We start from the raw sequence: 16,999 nt of genomic DNA, 5'->3' as shown, positions 1-16,999 counted from the left end.
TTTTGTAACCCGGTCCTCAACATAAAGAAGAGCTGCCATGAGGTCTCAAAAAAGGGATTTTCTGGCAGCTTTTTTTATTCCTGCATCCTCTTTGAATTCATACGCTCCAAGATCGGGAGCGGAGGTGCGATCGTTTCCGGAAATATCGAGAGGTACCTGTGCACCAAATTCTGGAGCGCCACGGTCAATCGCCGCTGAAAGCTCCTTGAGGCGCAGATCATTTTCTGAAGCATTTATAAAAAGCGGCTCCTGGTTGATGAGAATGCCAGAATAGATATTTTCATTGCTGAAGTCAAACCAGGCTGCATTTTCTCCGGAAGAATTGAATTTTATAAGGCTATGACTGAATCTAAGATCGTATTCTACTTCCTCGTCAATATTAAATCCTAATTCCTTTTTTTCATTTCCAAAAATGATCGAGTTATAAAAGGCTGCTTCGAGAGGTGCGGCTTTTTCTGTTGTATTATTCTCCAGGAATAATGCTGGATAATCCCTGAAGTTCTGCTGCCAGTAATTAACTATTGTAGCATGAATGAAACTGTGTTTTCCGCCAGTAAGATGAAGTGAAGCACGGCCGCTGCGGTTGATCACCAGGTTTTTTCCAGAGATATCAGCATTTTCTGCAAGTATTCCAGAAATGGCCGAATTATAGATCTGCACATTATGGAGCTGCAGCGGAATAAGAGAATTTGTATTTCCTTCCACCAGAATTCCGACGCTGGCATTTTTGATCGTGGTGTTTTGAAACAGGTTGTTTTTGCTGCCTGGTCTCAACCATATGGCGCCCCACTGCCCGGGAAGCTCTGCAAATGCACCTTGTAACCTGTCTCCTTCAAAAATCACCTCCTTTTCCATTTCAGCAGGGTTCATGCTTAATTCTCCCTTTACCTGAATGGAAGCACCCTCGGGTACTAATATGCCACTATTTTCATGAAAATGTATCCGAGCTCCGGCCTCCACCACCAGGGTCTCATCTTTGGGTACAGCAGCATAGCCATAGATCACGTAGGCTTTGTTTGCCGTGAACTTCAGGCGTTGTTCGGGCAGGTAGAATCCTGTGACTTCCTGTGGCTTTCCCTCTGCATTCTCGCCAATGGAGATCGTTTCTGAAAAACCCTGCGCATCTTTGGCAGGAAACAGGAAGATCGCATCTTTCACGAGGGTCACCAGCGGTACCTCCTGCACATGATTTTTAGATCTGAATTGCAACAGGTCGAGATATAAAAACTCCTCCGCTTCAAAAGTAGCAGCGCTTACAGTAGTTTCGATAAAAATATAAATGCTGTCGCGCGCCAGGATCTCAATGTTCTCAAAGATCTTTCCGGGAATTCCATCCACATTGAGGCGATACATGGAATTTTCGCCATTTTTTAATCCAAGCTCTGGGATGTGGATATCTTCATTGGAAAGATTATAAACCTTCAGCGCATAGGTGGAAGTGCTTAGATTGGAAAAAACAGTGTCGAGGAAAACCGTGTCCCGGGAAAATTTGAGCTTTCCGCTGAACTCTTCCGATTCAAAGTCACTCCTGCAGGAACTCCAGAGCACCAGGAGGAACATCAAAAGAAAAGCGGAGACGCATCTCATCTTTTGTGAAATACTGTCCGAAGTTCTTCGGTTATCCTGGTAGGGCGTTTGGAACTGGCATCCAGCAGGCACCACATGGACTTGGCCGCCACGAGGATCTCGCCAGATTCGGCATTCCTGATATTTACAAATCGTTCGGAGGTCACAAAGGTGGTTTCTCCCACATAAGTTTCAACCAGGATATCATCGCCCAGAAAAGCTTGTTTCTTGTAGTCGATCTCGTGTCGAATAACGACCCAGATAAAATTCTTCTTGAGCTCACCTGTTGCCCTTACTTCCCAGTGGTCTTTAGCAATATCCTGAATCCATTGCACATAGCGCACGTTATTAACGTGATTTAGATCATCAAGATCACTGGGAGTCACCTTTAGTTCGTGCGTATATGTTTCTGCCGGTACTACCATTTAATTTTCCTTTATGACTACTTCAAACAAGGTGTCCCAGTCTTTTCCGGTTACGTAAAGCTTTTTGGTCTGCTTGTTATAAGCTATTCCATTAAGTACGTCGTTAAGAGGATCAAGATCTTCGGTATTGCCAAGTTCATCCCGTAATCCGGAGAAATTGATCACGCCTTCAATAGCGCCATTTTCCGGATTTATGATTGCAACGCCATCCTTTTGATACGTATTGGCGTAGATTTTTCCTTCCACCCATTCCAGTTCATTAAGTTGCGTGGCCACTGTACGATCTGTGACCGTCTGAATATAACCTTCTTCAGAAAGTGTTTGAGGATCGAGGAACCATATTTTTTCGGTGCCGTCGCTTTTATAAATTGTACTGCCGTCATTGGTAAGGCCCCAGCCTTCTTCACTTTCCCCATAACTAAATTCTCCGGTCTTTTCGAAGCTTGCTATGTCATATATGAAGCCCTTGTCTTCTTTCCAGGTGAGCTGATAGAGCTTTCCATTAAGAATGGTGATGCCCTCTGCAAAAAAATTAGCGGGAATATCGATCTTTTGGAGTACTTCCCCTGTTTGCAGGTCAACCTTTCTCAGGGATGAACTGCCGTAATGCCCCGTGCTTTCGTAGAGTTCATTGTTGTAAAACTCCAGGCCCTGCGTATAAGCATCTGTTGCATGAGGAAATTTATTAATGATCTCATAGGTGTAGGTGACAGGGGCAGTCGCATTAAAAAGACTGATCTCGGTTTGTCTTTCGGTAAAACTTCCATCATTATAAATATGAGCCGTAAGATCCCATGTACCCAATTTCTCCTTGTCAAAAGTATAATTGAGGCTTTCTGCACCTACAGTTTTTTTCAAGCGCTGTGATCCCAGGTAGTAAATTACCGAATCCTTTTTACCTTTTACCTGTGCCTGCAGCTGTTCCCCGAGCTTGAATTCCTTTTTATTTTCATGAATTTCGAGTACAAATTCGGTATCAGCATCTTCAGGATCATTTCCGCAGGAAAAGAAAATTAGGCCTAAGCCAAACAGTAAGAAGAGGTTATAAATCTTCATTCTTCGTAGTAATTTTTTCAGAGCTAAAATAACTAATTCAGCTTAGAAAATACTTGCAAAAAGTATGAAAGGTTGTATATTTGCCCCGGCAAGTCCCACACAACCAGCTCCTGCTGAATCCCCCAGGGCGGGAACGCAGCAAGGGTAAGCGGTCGTAGCGGTGTGATGTGGGTAGCTTGCCATTTTTTGTTTCCATATGTCAGATTTTTGCATCTTTGCAGCATGACAGAAACAACCTCAAAAGTCGTTCTTATTACCGGCGCCTCTTCAGGAATTGGGAAAGCAATAGCCGAATTCCTTCTATCAAAGAATTTTACCGTTTTTGGAACCAGTAGAAATCCATCTCAGCAGGTTACTTCATTTCCGCTTATCGCTCTAGATGTTACGAAACCAGAGACAATCAAATCGGCTATTTCCGAAGTTATTACTGCCGCAGGAAAGATTGATGTGCTGGTCAATAACGCCGGTGTTGGAATTACCGGTCCCATTGAAGAAACTCCTGATGAGGAGATCAAAAAAGCATTTGACACTAATTATTTTGGTCCTATCAATGTAATTAAAGCTGTGCTTCCTCAAATGCGTATGAACAACGGAGGCCTTATTATCAATATCACATCTATTGCGGGTTATATGGGCCTTCCATACCGCGGCATCTATTCGGCCTCAAAAGGCGCATTGGAGCTTACAACTGAAGCCTTTAGAATGGAATTAAAGGATTTCAATATTCACATGACCAATATTGCCCCGGGAGATTTTGCAACAAACATCGCTGCGGGAAGGTATCACGCGCCCGTTGTTAAAGACTCGCCCTATGAAAAGCCTTATGGTAATACCCTTAAGATCATGAATGAGCATGTTGATGCGGGTAAAGATCCATTACTTATGGCAAAAGCTATTTTAAAGGTGATTCATACAAAGGAACCCAAAGCTCATTACAAGGTTGGCGAGCCACTCCAAAAATTTTCCATTGCCCTCAAAAGGATACTTCCCGACAAAATGTATGAGAGGTTACTCTTAAAGCATTATAAATTGTAGTTTTGCAGAAGTTCGAAAAATGGGATTTTTCGATATGCTTTAATTATTTATAACAACACACTATGAAATTTTTTATTGATACCGCAAATCTTGACCAGATTAGGGAAGCACAAGATCTTGGAGTGCTTGATGGGGTAACCACCAATCCTTCTCTTATGGCGAAAGAGGGAGTTACAGGTAAGGAAAACATTCTTGAACATTACAAAAAGATCTGTGAGATCACTACAGGAGATGTAAGCGCCGAAGTAATTGCAACTACATTTGATGAGATCATAAAGGAAGGCGAGGAACTTGCTGCGCTTCATGAGCAGATCATCGTAAAAGTACCTATGATCAAAGAGGGTATCAAAGCGATCAAATACTTTAGTGACAAAGGGATCAAAACAAATTGTACCCTGGTTTTTTCTGCCGGGCAGGCTTTACTGGCTGCAAAGGCGGGAGCAACTTATGTCTCTCCATTTATTGGAAGACTTGATGATATTTCGACAGATGGTCTTAACCTGATCATGGAAATTCGTCAGATCTACGATAACTATAATTTTCAAACTCAGATCCTCGCTGCATCTGTAAGACATACCATGCATGTGATCGATTGTGCCAAAATTGGAGCAGATGTTATGACCGGACCATTGTCATCAATTACCGGACTCTTGAACCATCCATTGACTGATATAGGACTCGAGAAGTTCCTTGCCGATCATAAGAAGGGGAATTAATAAGTTCCAAAAATGACATTTTTGAAGCCTTTTTTCTGCGGAAGAAAGGCTTTTTTATTGATTAAGTAGTTCTAGGATGGTGGTTTCGAACCTGGGTGAGGTGAGGTAAGTATCACCGTTTACAACTTCCCCTGAAGGATCGAGGAATAACATTTTGTCCAGGTAATATTCGAAGAATTTTTTATTGATGCGGGTAGGAGCCAGTTGATATTCGAAATTGGTATTATAATTATTGTTTCGTACCGCAACTCTCCAGGCTGGTTCTTCCTTGATATCGAGATTAATACCTATGAAGTCAACATCAGGATATTTCTTTCTAAACTGGTTGATAAGCTTATGTTCTTCCAGATGGCCGGTTTTGTAAACAGACCACAGAAAAATGACTGTTGGTTTTTCCAGCACATCGTTGATCTTTACAAACTCTCCTTCCAGATTTAGGAGCCTCACATTTGCTACAGAAGTGCCCGGAAGATAGGCAAGTTGAATGGTGCCCAGCTGCCGCATTTCGTCAATGTCTTCTTCTGGTAATTTTTGATTTCGCAGCTCATTGATGATCGCAATGATATGATCTCTGCTTTCGGCCATGACAACACCTCTCACCGCGATCTTTTTGAGCAGGGATTGACGAAGGGAAGAAAGTTGAACCAATTCCCCAGCCTTTCTTATCCTTGCCATGACGTTTTCCACATCAGTAAGGCTTGAACAATCGGCAGAGTCTAGTCCGCTGGTGGCGCACCATGAAAGGGAATAATTAATAAGGTAATTTTCCAGGAACCTTTTATAACCAGGGCTGCATTGCAAGGCTTCAGAATTAAAATCGGCAGTTTTCCGGTAATCGTGAAAGTTCTCTGGGAACTGCTTCGCATATTCCTTAAAGTACTTTGTAACGAGATAGGTATATCGCTCTTTAAGATCGAAATTTTCATATTTGATCACATCTTTTGCCAGGGCAACGAAATCATTGGAAAATTTTTTCTTTTTTGCGATTTTCTGCAGTTCATTTAATCTTTCCTGGTGTATGGAATCTGCTATTTTTTGAAATTCGGCGGGAGGATAATCGTCAAAGGACAATAGTAACTTAGAATTAGCCTCGTCCAGGAGAAACATTTCAGACATGAAATTGTTTTCGGCATTGCCTTTTCCGCTGAAGTGGATGGACTCGTCAAAGGCAAGGGTATTGACCCTCAACAGCAGGCTGTCTCCCGGGGCAACGTAGAGATTCTGCGTTTCGGGTTTATGCTGAATGAGATAGAGTCCATGCTCGGCACTATCGATCTTATAGCTGAATCTATTGTCCTCGTCGAGAAAAACAGTGTCAAGCAGTTTTCCCCGGCGCCTTATTAAAACATGATCTGTAGTGGGATTAATAATTTCGCCTCCAATATAAGTCGACTTCTGAAGGTTATCTGAGGTGTGACCACAGCCCTGAAACAAAACTATCAGCAACAGCAAAAGCAGTGCTGACGTGGCACGGGACAGTCTATTTAATCCTAATCTGTTCAAAGGTCTGGAGGGCCAAAATTTATGGGGAAACAAATGTAGATTTGACGGGCTCACAACAATGTTAACTCATCGTTAAATAGGGAATTATAAAAGTTAATCTTTTATGTAATGAGCTTAATTAGCTACTTTTGCAAAAATTTAGAGTAGACTATATGTTATCAGTTTCAAATCTTTCTGTACAGTTCGGGAAAAGAATATTATTCGATGAAGTAAATACCACCTTTACCCAGGGTAACTGTTATGGAGTAATTGGCGCCAATGGCGCCGGAAAATCAACCTTTTTAAAGATCCTAAGCGGTCAATCGGAACCTACTTCGGGGCACGTACATCTTGAGCCCGGAAAAAGAATGTCGGTTCTGGAGCAAAATCACAACCTCTATAATGAGCATCCTGTTCTGGAAACTGTGATCATGGGAAACAAGCCGCTTTACAAGATCAAAAAAGAAATGGATGAGATCTACGCCAAAGAAGATTTCAATGATGCCGATGGCGAGCGCGTAGGAGTACTACAGGTAGAGTTTGAAGAAATGAATGGCTGGAACGCCGATAGTGAGGCTGCGGCTTTGCTTTCGAGCTTAGGGATCAAGGAGGAAAATCATTACACCCTGATGGCCGATCTTGATAACAAGCTAAAAGTGCGGGTGCTGCTTGCACAGGCGTTATTTGGGAATCCTGATGTTTTGATCATGGATGAGCCAACCAACGACCTGGATTATGAAACCATTAACTGGCTTGAAAACTTCCTTGCCAATTACGACAATACAGTGATCGTGGTTTCTCACGACCGTCACTTCCTGGATGCGGTTTGTACGCATATATCAGATATTGATTTTGGAAAGATCAATCACTACAGCGGGAACTATACTTTTTGGTATGAGTCTTCGCAATTAGCCGCCCGTCAGCGTTCACAGCAAAACAAGAAAGCTGAAGAAAAGAAAAAGGAACTGGAAGAATTCATTCGTCGTTTTAGTGCTAACGTGGCTAAATCGAAACAGGCGACTTCCCGTAAGAAGATGATCGCCAAATTGAACATTGATGACATCAAGCCTTCCAGCCGCAGGTACCCTGCCATTATCTTTGAGAGAGAAAGAGAAGCTGGAGATCAGATCCTGAATGTGGAAGGGCTTGCAGCTTCGATCGAAGGAGAAACGCTTTTCAAAGATGTAGACATCAACCTTGCAAAGGGTGACAAGGTTGTGATTTATTCTAAAGATTCCAGGGCCACAACTGCTTTCTATGAGATCTTAAATGAAAAGCAAAAGCCGCTTGCAGGTAAATTCAACTGGGGCGTTACCACCAACCAGTCTTACCTGCCACTGGACAATTCTGAATATTTTGATAATGATCTTACACTGGTTGACTGGTTGCGTCAATGGGCTAAAACTGAAGAAGAGAGGGAAGAGGTTTATATACGTGGTTTCCTTGGGAAAATGATCTTTAGCGGGGAGGAAGCCTTAAAGACTTCTCGTGTTCTTTCTGGAGGAGAAAAGGTGCGCTGCATGCTGAGTCGTATGATGATGATGCGGGCAAATGTGCTGATGCTCGATGAACCTACCAACCACCTCGATCTCGAGTCTATTACTGCCTTTAATAATTCCCTGAAGAATTTTAAAGGCACGGTATTATTTACTACCCATGACCATGAATTTGCGCAGACTGTGGCAAACAGAGTGATAGAATTAACTCCAAACGGAGCGATAGACAGGTATCTCACTTTTGATGAGTATATGAGTGACAAGAAGATAAAGGAGCAGCGAGAGAAGATGTACGACCGTTCTTAGATACTAAGGAACAGATTGAAGAAAGGGTTTCAAAAATGGCATTTTTGAAACCCTTTTATATTGGAGGTTTGTTCTTATAAAACTTGTAAAGGTCAAAAGCACCAAGAATAATGAATCCCAGGGCGATAATGATCCTGAAAGTAGTGTAGGGGGCGCCATTGAAAAAACTAAAGAGCCTGTACCCACCATAGCCTAAAAAAGCAATGCCTAAAAATAGATTGAAGTAGTTCCTTCTAGGGGCAGCACTCATTTTCATTAATTCTCTTCAGGAAAAGTTTCTCTGGCAATTTTCAGCGCTTCCTCAAAATGAGAAGTCTTAGCAAACAACAATACCTGTCCCGGTAAGCCGCCTCCAAAACCTGCTCTTAAGCCGGAATCAAAGTCATTGCGCACCCTGTTAGGAATACCTTTTTCGTTCAAAAGATTCTGTAAGTGCTGCACATTGACCTCACTTCCTGTATAAACTCTTTTATATTCTTCTTCCTCGTTCATTTTGCTGTATTTGTTCTAAAATTACTTAAGATAAACCTTTTTGTGTCTCATTTAATTTCAGTTTAACATTTCAGGCGTTGTAGAATTTGCTGTTCCAGTTTCCTGAGCTAAAATTTTTTCCGAGGCTAATTCCGTAGAAAAAGGTGAGCGCCACAAAAGATTTGAAGGTGTACATAAATAAAACTATGAATTGAGAGGTCTCCTGAAATCTTTGAAAAAATATTTCCCTTACTCCAAAGGTGAGAAAGAAACTCGCAAAAAAGCTAAAAATGATGATATTTTCCAGGTTTCTTAGCGGCCATACCATCAATTTCCGCAATGGATGCATATCTGTGCCCCATTTATGGAGGAGATAATAATAACCATTTCCTATAGGCGCAAAGAGCATAGGATCGTCGGCATTTTCCAATCTAAAATATGCCGCTGGTGCCATTATCTTAAAGCCAGCCATCTCTGTCTCATGCTGCGCTTCAAGTCTGCGCACTGCTGTGAGGGCTTCTGGAGGGATCTCTCCTTTAAAATACCGGGTGCCTAAGAACCGCAGCCGGTATTGTATGCATAACTTCTGGATCTGTGAGATGTGGAAGATCCTTTCTGTTTCTAAAAGGTCAAATCGGAATATATTTTCTGTAGCCTCATCAGTTTCGCTTGCGGTTATCCGCTGAAGAACATTCGCGGAGATATTTTCTCCCTGAAGAATTAAACGCACTTCTTCGAGCAGTTCTTCCTGCTTTCTGGCTCCTCTCTGAAGCTTCTCCAGTTTTTTCTGAAGATTCACTCTTTCTATCTGCATCTCCCATTTCATTTAGCTATTAAATTTAGAGAATAACTGCAACAAGTACAAACATTTGATTTTAGCTGTTTCTTAGTTTTTCTATTGTTAAATTTAAGAGTCTTTGGTTAAAGTAATTTTAAATGTTCTTTCAGTAAATTCAAAATGCAGGGGATATCTTATCTTGAGAATAGAACATTAAAACCCTTCAAAAATGAGATCTTTTAAACACTTTTTGAGCCTTAGTATTCTTGCAGGACTTCTTGTTACCAGCTGTGGGCCAAAGGTAGATACCAATAAAAAAGTAGCGCGCAGTATGAGCAGTTATTCCAGCTATGCGTTCCTGCCAAATCAAGACACTATACAAACATCAAATTATGACAATGCCAGAGTGAACGAGGTTGTAATAGATGAGATTCGTACCTCCATGCAGGAGAAAAATTACCGACTGGACCGTAATCAACCAGATCTTCTGGTCTATTACCACCTTATGATGGATGAAGAGATGGCTGTAAATGCGAATCCTGTCTATACCAATTACAGCTATTACAGGCCAGGGTACTACGTGGGGCCCTATTACAGGAATTATGCTTACAACAACTACTTCACCATACCACGAATCGTTGGTTCCAGTGTGGAGCAAATACCTTATAAAGAGGGAACTCTGGTGATCGACCTTATAGACCGCCGAACAAACGAAATTGTTTGGCGGGGAACTGCCCAGGATGTCATTGAGCGCAATAATCTAGAGACCGAATTAAGGTCTTATGTAGACGCCATTTTTGAGAGGTTACCTAAATAAGGAAAGACCTTTCAGGAATAAGAAATTGCTATGAAAGAGAAGAGGCTGTTCGTTGGAACAGCCTCTTTTTTTTATCTGAGCTCGGCGCCCACCTGTTTTTCCAGGTTTTGCTGAAGCTTTTTCATTATTTTATCTATCTGTTTATCAGTGAGGGTTTTCTTTTCATCCTGAAGGATAAAACTAACTGCGTAGCTCTTTTTACCCTCCGGAAGATTTGCACCTTCGTAAACATCAAACAGGTTAACCTCTTTAAGCAGATCCTTCTCGGTTCGAAATGCAAGATCATAGATATCTTCAAACTTCACTCCGTTGTCCAGGAGCAAGGCAAAATCTCGTCGCACTGACTGAAATTTCGAAATCTCCCTGAATTTGTTCTGTTGACTTTTAGAGATCTCTACAAGGGCCTCCCAGTTAAAATCGGCAAACAATACTTCCTGTTCAATGTCAAATTTCTTAAGGATCTTCTTTTTGATCACCCCAAATTCCACCAATCGCGTCTTACCGGAATTAAAGGAAATTCCTTCAGAAAAAATGTCATTTTTGACAGGTGAGTTTTTTACTTCTTTGATGCCAAGTCTTTCCAGAACTGTGGTCACTATTCCCTTTAGGTAGAAGAAGTCACCAGGTTTATTGCCTCCAGTCCAGGATTCTCTGTTTCGATTTCCTGAAATGAAAACAGCCAGATGTTTATTTTCCTGTCGCCCACCAGCATACTGGTGGTAAGTCTTTCCAAATTCAAAGAATTTTAGGTCGGCTCTCTTTCGGTTAAGATTGTAAGCTACCGCTTCAAGACCTGAAAACAACAAGGATTGTCTAAGCACCGAAAGATCCTGGCTAAGTGGATTCAGCATTTTCACAGCCTGTTCTTCCTTCAGGTTATCACTCAAGCCAAAATGTGCCGGACTGGTAAGAGAATTAGCCATGGTTTCGAAGAACCCTTGTCCCACCAATTGGTTCGCGATAAGATTCTGGATCTTGTAATCTTCGAACCTGGTAGAATTTGCAATGGAGGCATTGATCTTTTCTCCAAATTCAATATTGTTATATCCATAGACGCGTAAGATCTCTTCAATAACGTCGGCCTCTCGCTTTACATCTACGCGGTATGGAGGAATGGTAAGACCCATTCCTGTTTCGGTAACATTATTCACCCTTATCTCTAAGGATGCCAGGATAGATTTTATTGTTTCCTTTGAAAGGTTTTGTCCAATCAAGGTGTTGATCTTTTCAAAAGTGAGGAAAACAGGGAAGTCTTCTGCTTTCTTCGGATAGTAATCGTCAATATCACTGCTCACGCTACCACCAGCCATCTCCTGAATAAGTAGAACCGCCCGCTTTAGTGCATACTCTGTTATACTTGGATCAATTCCCCTTTCATACCTAAAAGAAGCATCTGTATTCAAGCCATGTCTTTTGGCGGTTTTTCTAACGGTTACTGGATTGAAATAAGCACTCTCAATAAAAAGGTTTGTAGTACCCAATGTCACTCCGCTTCCAATGCCTCCAAAGACACCAGCAAGGGCCAGGGGTTTTTCTGCATCACAGATCATAAGGTCTTCTTCATGCAATTCTCTTTCTATCTCATCAAGCGTGGTGAATTTTGTTCCGGCCGCAAGGGTTTGAACAATGATCTCATTTCCTGCAATTCGGTCGGCATCAAAGGCGTGAAGAGGTTGCCCAAGTTCGTGCATCACATAATTAGTGATATCCACAACATTGTTCTTGGGAGATATTCCTATTGCCTTTAGCCTGTTTTGCAACCATTTTGGGGATTCAGCTATTTCAACTCCGGTTATGGTCACTCCGCAGTAGCGAGGTACCAGATCGGGATTCTTTATTTTTACGGGAATTCTTTTGCTGCGGCTATCTATATGGAAGCTGCTTACCGAGGGAGTGATCAATTCCTGTGTTTCTCCCTGTTGTTGAAGGCCAGCTTTTAGATCTCTTGCAACTCCCCAGTGACTCATGGCATCGGCGCGGTTTGGGGTTAAGCCGATTTCAAAAACGTGGTCATCTTCAATTTCAAAAAGATCGGCTGCAGGGGTGCCGGGAGTAATACTGCTGTCAAGGATCATGATCCCATCATGGCTTTGCCCAAGTCCAAGTTCATCTTCAGCACAGATCATTCCGTGGCTGCTTTCTCCCCGAATCTTACTTTTCTTGATCTCCCAGGCTTCACCTTTGTCATCATATAGTGTAGTTCCCACAGTGGCGACCGGTACTTTTTGTCCTGCCGCAACATTAGGTGCTCCACAAACTATCTGTACAGGTTCTCCATTTCCGAGGTTAACTGTGGTAACCTTAAGACGATCTGCATTTGGGTGCTGCTCGCAGGTGAGTACCTCTCCAACGATAATACCACGGAGGCTGCCTTTTACACTTTGAAATTCCTGAATGCCTTCTACTTCGAGCCCTAGATCGGTAAGTAATTCTCCTGTTTCTTCAGGAGTGCGGTTAACTTTGATAAATAGTCTGAGCCAGTTATATGAAATCTTCATTGAATAATTTTTTCCAGGTGCAAAGATAGCATTACGAATGATTTTGACATAATAAAAAAAGGAAGGAGAAAATGTGCTCCTTCCTTTAATTTTACTAGTAAAACAGCGCTATTTAGTCATGTTCATAGCGTAGACTCGCTGCCATTCGTTGTTGTCATTTTGCTCCAGGATCACCCAATCCATTTTGCTGTCAGAAACTTTTTTGATTTCATGCTTTAACTGCATTTCTTCTCCATCACCAGTGGTAAAGGAATCCATGAATTCGAATTGATTATCCCCGATGGTTTTCATTTTCATTCTGGAAACCTCTATGCCTCTTAACCTGTCGGAATGGAAATACGCTACATCAAATTCATCGTCAAGCGCATCATAGGTGATGATCCTTATACCATCTGGCTCATTTTGCTCATTAAAATGATGAATGAAAATTGAGTTGGTATCTTCATCGAACTGTATCTTATCCTTGATCTTCATCTTAATGGTTTCTTTCCCGTCCTGATAGGCGGTTGCATCAATATTCCAGTCACCTAGCAGGAAGTCCATTTGTTTATGCTTCCTGTCAAGCTTTGCCAGTTTGCTTGTCGTGTTGGGATAGAGCGTCTTTTTCTCCCATTCATCCTGTGAATTCTTGGAAAGGGCGGCCGATTTTTGGAAGTACTCTTTAGCTTCCTTTTCATTTCCTTTCTCCACGAGATAATCTCCATAAGAATCATAAGGGTTGGCTGCTTGTGGATACTCCTCCATGTTAAGCTTGAAGATCTTTCCGGCGGCATCGAGGTCTTTATCCTCATTCATAATTCTGTAGGCTACAAGATTAAGTTCGGCCTGTGTAAGTTCATGTGCAGCATTCTTCTTGTGTTGCCGGTACTTTGAAATGGCCTGATCCACCCCGTTGGATTTATACTCCTTGTAAATTTCCTCCTGTATAGAGGTTGATGTCTTTTCTTGTGCAAATCCGTCGAATGCGAAAATGATAAGCAACAAAAAGCTAAATTTCATAAACACCCCATGCTTTCTCATAACTAACCTATTTTTAACTTATTATCTAATAAATTTACTCTTTTTTAAGATAAAATATAAAGGGCTGGAGCTTTTGAATGAAAATAGGGGGAAAACCCTTAAATAAAAAAGGCCCCTGTACAGGGGCCTAATCTTTACTTCTTTATATCTATTTTTTATGCTTCTGAATCATCCTCACATGGCGATGATTCATTATAATTCACAAGAATTTCTTTTAAAGTTTTAGCTAATTGTTTTTGTTCGGGAGTGAACTCACCTAATAAAATATCCATATTCCCAATGAGTGAATCAGCTTCTGAAATTGTATATTCTATGTCCACGTTTCCTGCTCCGTTTGCAACATTTAATTTTGCTGCAATAAGATGTTGAGAAAAATTGATTAAGCTATGTCCTACATTATTAGACGCGTCCATTATATTGTTCAATTCTTCCCGGTTATAATCCCGGTCACCTAACGTTAACTTCATTACAGGCCATACGTCATTTTGTCCTCCAGGATTATCATTGGAATGGTTCTTCCAATATCCTTTTCCAAAAGTACAAGGCGTGGAACAGGTATCAAGTTGTAACTCGTATAAAAAATAATTAGCATTTCCCCAATGTAGATCTCCACCCCAGGAATGTCCACCGGCATTAACAAAAACAAATATTTCCTTTATATCACCTACAGGAAGAGTGTAGATGCCATTAGAAAAAGAATCTTCAGTAATAGGTAATTCTGGTGCGACATTTGAATTTGCACCATTAATTTTCGGGAAATCGTTTTCATCAGTATAGATACCTAAATTAATGTCTCCAACGTCTTCTCCCTCTACTTTAAAAATTATGTTATTACAGTCATTGGAAACAAAAACCTTTCCTTTTATCTGATCTTTAGTCGGATCATTGGAATGATATTTTATAAGGTCAAAAGATGTTGTTGCAAATCCAGGATTTTCTAATCCTTCATAGACAACTGTTGCAACAACTTTGTTCTTCCCTGCCACAGATGCATCTAAAGAATTTAGTTCATAATTTTCTACAGGCTCTGCGGTACAAGCTGCAAGACCTGCAGCTACAAATAGTAAATAGATTTTTTTCATAAGTGATTGGTAGTTTAGGTTAATTTGATCACGAATCTAAACTAAAATCACGTCCCTAAATTACTGGGCGTCAGGTATTCGATGAGAATGTAAGAAAAATCGACGTGTGGGAATTAACTGATATAATTCCAGATGTTTTTCTCCTTAACCAGCTGAGAATAAGTGAATTTCACAACCCTGTTCTTTTCCAGCCCGAGATTGGGATCCTCCTTAAGCAGTTGTAGGGCATAATATCGGGCCGTTTTGAGAGTATCATTGTCCTTGACAATATCTGCTATCTTAAGATTCAGGATCCCGCTTTGCTGCGTACCCATAAGATCTCCCGGACCACGGAGTTTTAGATCGACCTCTGCTATCTCAAAGCCGTCGGCAGTACGCACCATGGTCTCCAGGCGGGTCTTGCTGTCATTGGAAAGTTTGTGACCCGTCATAAGAATGCAATAGCTCTGTTCGGCACCTCGCCCCACCCGGCCACGTAATTGGTGCAATTGAGATAATCCAAACCGCTCTGCACTTTCAATGATCATTACACTGGCATTAGGCACATTCACGCCAACTTCGATCACTGTAGTAGCTACCATGATCTGGGTTTCTCCTTTCACAAACCTGTCCATCTCATAATCCTTATCGGCCGGTTTCATCTGTCCGTGAACGATGGAAATCTGAAATTCAGGCGTGGGAAATTCCCGGGCGATGCTCTCATAGCCATCCATAAGATCCTTATAATCGAGCGCCTCAGATTCCTGGATGAGCGGATAAACAATATACACCTGTCTGCCTTTTTTGATTTCATCTCTAATGAAGCGAAATACCTTGAGCCTGTTGCTGTCGTACCTGTGCACCGTTCTGATCTCCTTCCTACCCGGAGGTAGCTCATCGATCACCGAAACGTCCAAATCTCCATATAAGCTCATGGCTAAGGTTCTTGGAATAGGAGTTGCCGTCATCACAAGCACATGTGGTGGCAAATGATTCTTTTTCCACAGGCGGGCACGTTGGGCAACTCCAAATCTGTGCTGCTCATCAATAATGGCCAAGCCTAAATTCTGAAATTTTACTTTTTCCTCGAGAAGAGCATGAGTACCTATAAGGAGATTGAGTTCTCCATTCTCCAGGGCCGCATGGATCTCTTTTCTTTCTGAAGTTCTTGTAGAACCTGTCAATAGCCGAACGCTGATTCCCAGCTCGCCCACTAACTCCGAAATTCCGTTGAAATGCTGAATTGCCAGAATTTCTGTAGGAGCCATAATACAAGCCTGGAATCCGTTGTCCAGCGCAAGTAAAACGCTCATGAGTGCCACAATAGTCTTCCCAGATCCTACGTCTCCTTGCAGCAGTCGGTTCATTTGTGCCCCGCTACCCAGGTCCTGCCGTATTTCTTTTATTACCCTCTTTTGTGCACTGGTCAGCTCGAATGGAAGATGATTTTCGTAGAAATCGCTGAAGTAGGTGCCAACCTCCTCAAAGGGAAATCCTTTGATCTTCTTTTTTCTAATAAGATTCTTCATCAACAGCTGCAGCTGGATGTAAAAAAGCTCCTCAAATTTTAACCTGAATTCAGCTTTTGCCAATAGCTCCTGGTCCTTAGGAAAATGAGCATTGAACAGGGCCTCGGCTTTGGGAAGCAAATGGAGTTCCTGCCTTAGCTCCTCGGGCAGCGGATCTATGAATTTCCCTCCGCTTTCAACAAAAAGCTGTTGTATACAGCGGCTTATTACGCGGTTGGTAATACCTGTTTTTCCTAATTTTTCGGTCGATGGATAAACCGGTTGCATCGCCGTTCGAAGGTTCTTTTTATAATCTTCAAGAAGTTCCATCTCGGGATGCGGCATACTGAAGAGTCCGTTGAACCAGCTGGTTTTGCCAAAGATCACGTAAGGCGTATTGAGTTTAAGATTTTCTCTTATCCACTTTTGCCCTCGAAACCAAACGAGTTCCATTTTTCCGGTGTCATCAATAAAATCGGCCACCAGCCGTTTGCCTTTCTTTTGCTCGACAGTTCGCAGGTGCACAATTTTTCCTATTACCTGAACATCTGAGGAGTTTTTCTCCAGCTGAGAGATCTTGTAGAATCGGGTTTTATCTAGGTAACGGTTGGGAAAAAAGTTGAGCAGGTCTCCATAAGTATGAACTCCAATTTCCTTCCGAAGAATATCTGCTCTCTGGGGGCCAATGCCTTTGAGGTAATCAATGGGAGTTTGCAGCAGATTGGGATTCATGGAAACGAAGATAAAAAAAAGCCTTTTAGGAA

At 41.8% G+C, this 16,999-nt stretch carries 15 protein-coding genes and 1 other RNA gene; 5 read left to right on the top strand and 11 right to left on the bottom strand.

Annotated elements, in window-relative coordinates; translation table 11 throughout:
* Positions 1–45: 45 nt before the first annotated feature.
* From HC175_RS00710 to HC175_RS00700, 3 genes are read right to left on the bottom strand one after another with little or no spacing between them, the layout of a single operon-like run.
* The gene (locus HC175_RS00710; protein WP_168136602.1) at positions 46–1,587 is read right to left on the bottom strand and encodes a choice-of-anchor Q domain-containing protein; all 1,542 of its coding nucleotides are present in this window, start codon (positions 1,585–1,587) and stop codon (positions 46–48) included.
* On the bottom strand, positions 1,584–1,991 hold the full coding sequence (locus HC175_RS00705) for an acyl-CoA thioesterase (RefSeq protein ID WP_168136601.1): 408 nt from the start codon (positions 1,989–1,991) through the stop codon (positions 1,584–1,586). The genes HC175_RS00710 and HC175_RS00705 overlap by 4 nt, the downstream gene beginning before the upstream one ends.
* A complete protein-coding gene (locus tag HC175_RS00700) occupies positions 1,992–3,047 on the bottom strand; it encodes a glutaminyl-peptide cyclotransferase (RefSeq protein WP_168136600.1) in 1,056 nt (351 codons plus the stop codon). It abuts the gene before it with no gap.
* An 86-nt stretch (positions 3,048–3,133) separates the two neighbouring features.
* Between HC175_RS00700 and ffs the strand changes: the two genes are divergently transcribed.
* The 3 genes from ffs (at position 3,134) to fsa (ending at position 4,798) form a co-directional block, all read left to right on the top strand.
* Positions 3,134–3,232: signal recognition particle sRNA small type (gene ffs / locus HC175_RS00695), an RNA gene on the top strand.
* 37 nt (positions 3,233–3,269) lie between these two features.
* Positions 3,270–4,082 carry an SDR family oxidoreductase gene (locus HC175_RS00690; RefSeq protein WP_168136599.1) on the top strand — a complete coding sequence of 271 codons (813 nt, stop codon included), beginning with the start codon at positions 3,270–3,272 and terminating at the stop codon, positions 4,080–4,082.
* Between the two features lie 62 nt (positions 4,083–4,144).
* On the top strand, positions 4,145–4,798 hold the full coding sequence (gene fsa / locus HC175_RS00685) for a fructose-6-phosphate aldolase (protein ID WP_168136598.1): 654 nt from the start codon (positions 4,145–4,147) through the stop codon (positions 4,796–4,798).
* A 54-nt stretch (positions 4,799–4,852) separates the two neighbouring features.
* On the opposite strand, the gene HC175_RS00680 is transcribed toward fsa, so the two are convergent.
* The gene (locus HC175_RS00680) at positions 4,853–6,244 is read right to left on the bottom strand and encodes a TlpA family protein disulfide reductase (protein WP_168136597.1); all 1,392 of its coding nucleotides are present in this window, start codon (positions 6,242–6,244) and stop codon (positions 4,853–4,855) included.
* Positions 6,245–6,453: 209 nt separating this feature from the next.
* Here HC175_RS00680 and HC175_RS00675 point away from each other — a divergent pair, with 209 nt between their 5' ends.
* Positions 6,454–8,082: an ABC-F family ATP-binding cassette domain-containing protein gene (locus tag HC175_RS00675; protein ID WP_168137106.1), complete on the top strand. Its 1,629-nt coding sequence runs from the start codon at positions 6,454–6,456 to the stop codon at positions 8,080–8,082.
* Positions 8,083–8,137: 55 nt separating this feature from the next.
* Here the strand turns inward: HC175_RS00675 and HC175_RS00670 are convergent, their stop codons facing one another.
* The 3 genes from HC175_RS00670 to HC175_RS00660 form a co-directional block, all read right to left on the bottom strand.
* Positions 8,138–8,332 carry a hypothetical protein gene (locus tag HC175_RS00670; protein ID WP_235942486.1) on the bottom strand — a complete coding sequence of 65 codons (195 nt, stop codon included), beginning with the start codon at positions 8,330–8,332 and terminating at the stop codon, positions 8,138–8,140.
* 5 nt (positions 8,333–8,337) lie between these two features.
* Positions 8,338–8,574, bottom strand: a complete 237-nt coding sequence (locus HC175_RS00665; protein WP_168136595.1) for a putative signal transducing protein — start codon at positions 8,572–8,574, stop codon at positions 8,338–8,340.
* Between the two features lie 70 nt (positions 8,575–8,644).
* On the bottom strand, positions 8,645–9,379 hold the full coding sequence (locus tag HC175_RS00660; RefSeq protein ID WP_168136594.1) for a hypothetical protein: 735 nt from the start codon (positions 9,377–9,379) through the stop codon (positions 8,645–8,647).
* A gap of 181 nt (positions 9,380–9,560) precedes the next feature.
* Here HC175_RS00660 and HC175_RS00655 point away from each other — a divergent pair, with 181 nt between their 5' ends.
* Complete coding sequence (locus HC175_RS00655) at positions 9,561–10,148, top strand: DUF4136 domain-containing protein (protein WP_168136593.1); 588 nt, start codon at positions 9,561–9,563, stop codon at positions 10,146–10,148.
* Between the two features lie 71 nt (positions 10,149–10,219).
* Here HC175_RS00655 and pheT read toward each other — a convergent pair whose 3' ends face one another.
* The 4 genes from pheT to recG all read right to left on the bottom strand — a co-directional run bounded on the left by pheT (position 10,220) and on the right by recG (position 16,967).
* Positions 10,220–12,646: a phenylalanine--tRNA ligase subunit beta gene (gene pheT, locus HC175_RS00650; protein WP_168136592.1), complete on the bottom strand. Its 2,427-nt coding sequence runs from the start codon at positions 12,644–12,646 to the stop codon at positions 10,220–10,222.
* A gap of 108 nt (positions 12,647–12,754) precedes the next feature.
* A complete protein-coding gene (locus HC175_RS00645) occupies positions 12,755–13,645 on the bottom strand; it encodes a tetratricopeptide repeat protein (protein WP_209309889.1) in 891 nt (296 codons plus the stop codon).
* A 176-nt stretch (positions 13,646–13,821) separates the two neighbouring features.
* On the bottom strand, positions 13,822–14,748 hold the full coding sequence (locus HC175_RS00640; protein ID WP_168136590.1) for a hypothetical protein: 927 nt from the start codon (positions 14,746–14,748) through the stop codon (positions 13,822–13,824).
* A gap of 113 nt (positions 14,749–14,861) precedes the next feature.
* Positions 14,862–16,967, bottom strand: a complete 2,106-nt coding sequence (gene recG / locus HC175_RS00635) for an ATP-dependent DNA helicase RecG (RefSeq protein ID WP_168136589.1) — start codon at positions 16,965–16,967, stop codon at positions 14,862–14,864.
* Positions 16,968–16,999: the final 32 nt, after the last annotated feature.

The organism is Salinimicrobium oceani, from assembly GCF_012037645.1.
This window is presented reverse-complemented; position numbering and strand designations above follow the sequence as displayed.

Coding starts and splice junctions, on each gene's coding strand:
- HC175_RS00710 (WP_168136602.1), bottom strand. CDS start 1,587: ATGAGATGCGTCTCCGCTTTTCTTTTGATGTTCCTCCTGGTGCTCTGG.
- HC175_RS00705 (WP_168136601.1), bottom strand. CDS start 1,991: ATGGTAGTACCGGCAGAAACATATACGCACGAACTAAAGGTGACTCCC.
- HC175_RS00700 (WP_168136600.1), bottom strand. CDS start 3,047: ATGAAGATTTATAACCTCTTCTTACTGTTTGGCTTAGGCCTAATTTTC.
- HC175_RS00690 (WP_168136599.1), top strand. CDS start 3,270: ATGACAGAAACAACCTCAAAAGTCGTTCTTATTACCGGCGCCTCTTCA.
- fsa (WP_168136598.1), top strand. CDS start 4,145: ATGAAATTTTTTATTGATACCGCAAATCTTGACCAGATTAGGGAAGCA.
- HC175_RS00675 (WP_168137106.1), top strand. CDS start 6,454: ATGTTATCAGTTTCAAATCTTTCTGTACAGTTCGGGAAAAGAATATTA.
- HC175_RS00670 (WP_235942486.1), bottom strand. CDS start 8,332: ATGAGTGCTGCCCCTAGAAGGAACTACTTCAATCTATTTTTAGGCATT.
- HC175_RS00665 (WP_168136595.1), bottom strand. CDS start 8,574: ATGAACGAGGAAGAAGAATATAAAAGAGTTTATACAGGAAGTGAGGTC.
- HC175_RS00660 (WP_168136594.1), bottom strand. CDS start 9,379: ATGAAATGGGAGATGCAGATAGAAAGAGTGAATCTTCAGAAAAAACTG.
- HC175_RS00655 (WP_168136593.1), top strand. CDS start 9,561: ATGAGATCTTTTAAACACTTTTTGAGCCTTAGTATTCTTGCAGGACTT.
- pheT (WP_168136592.1), bottom strand. CDS start 12,646: ATGAAGATTTCATATAACTGGCTCAGACTATTTATCAAAGTTAACCGC.
- HC175_RS00645 (WP_209309889.1), bottom strand. CDS start 13,645: ATGAAATTTAGCTTTTTGTTGCTTATCATTTTCGCATTCGACGGATTT.
- HC175_RS00640 (WP_168136590.1), bottom strand. CDS start 14,748: ATGAAAAAAATCTATTTACTATTTGTAGCTGCAGGTCTTGCAGCTTGT.
- recG (WP_168136589.1), bottom strand. CDS start 16,967: ATGAATCCCAATCTGCTGCAAACTCCCATTGATTACCTCAAAGGCATT.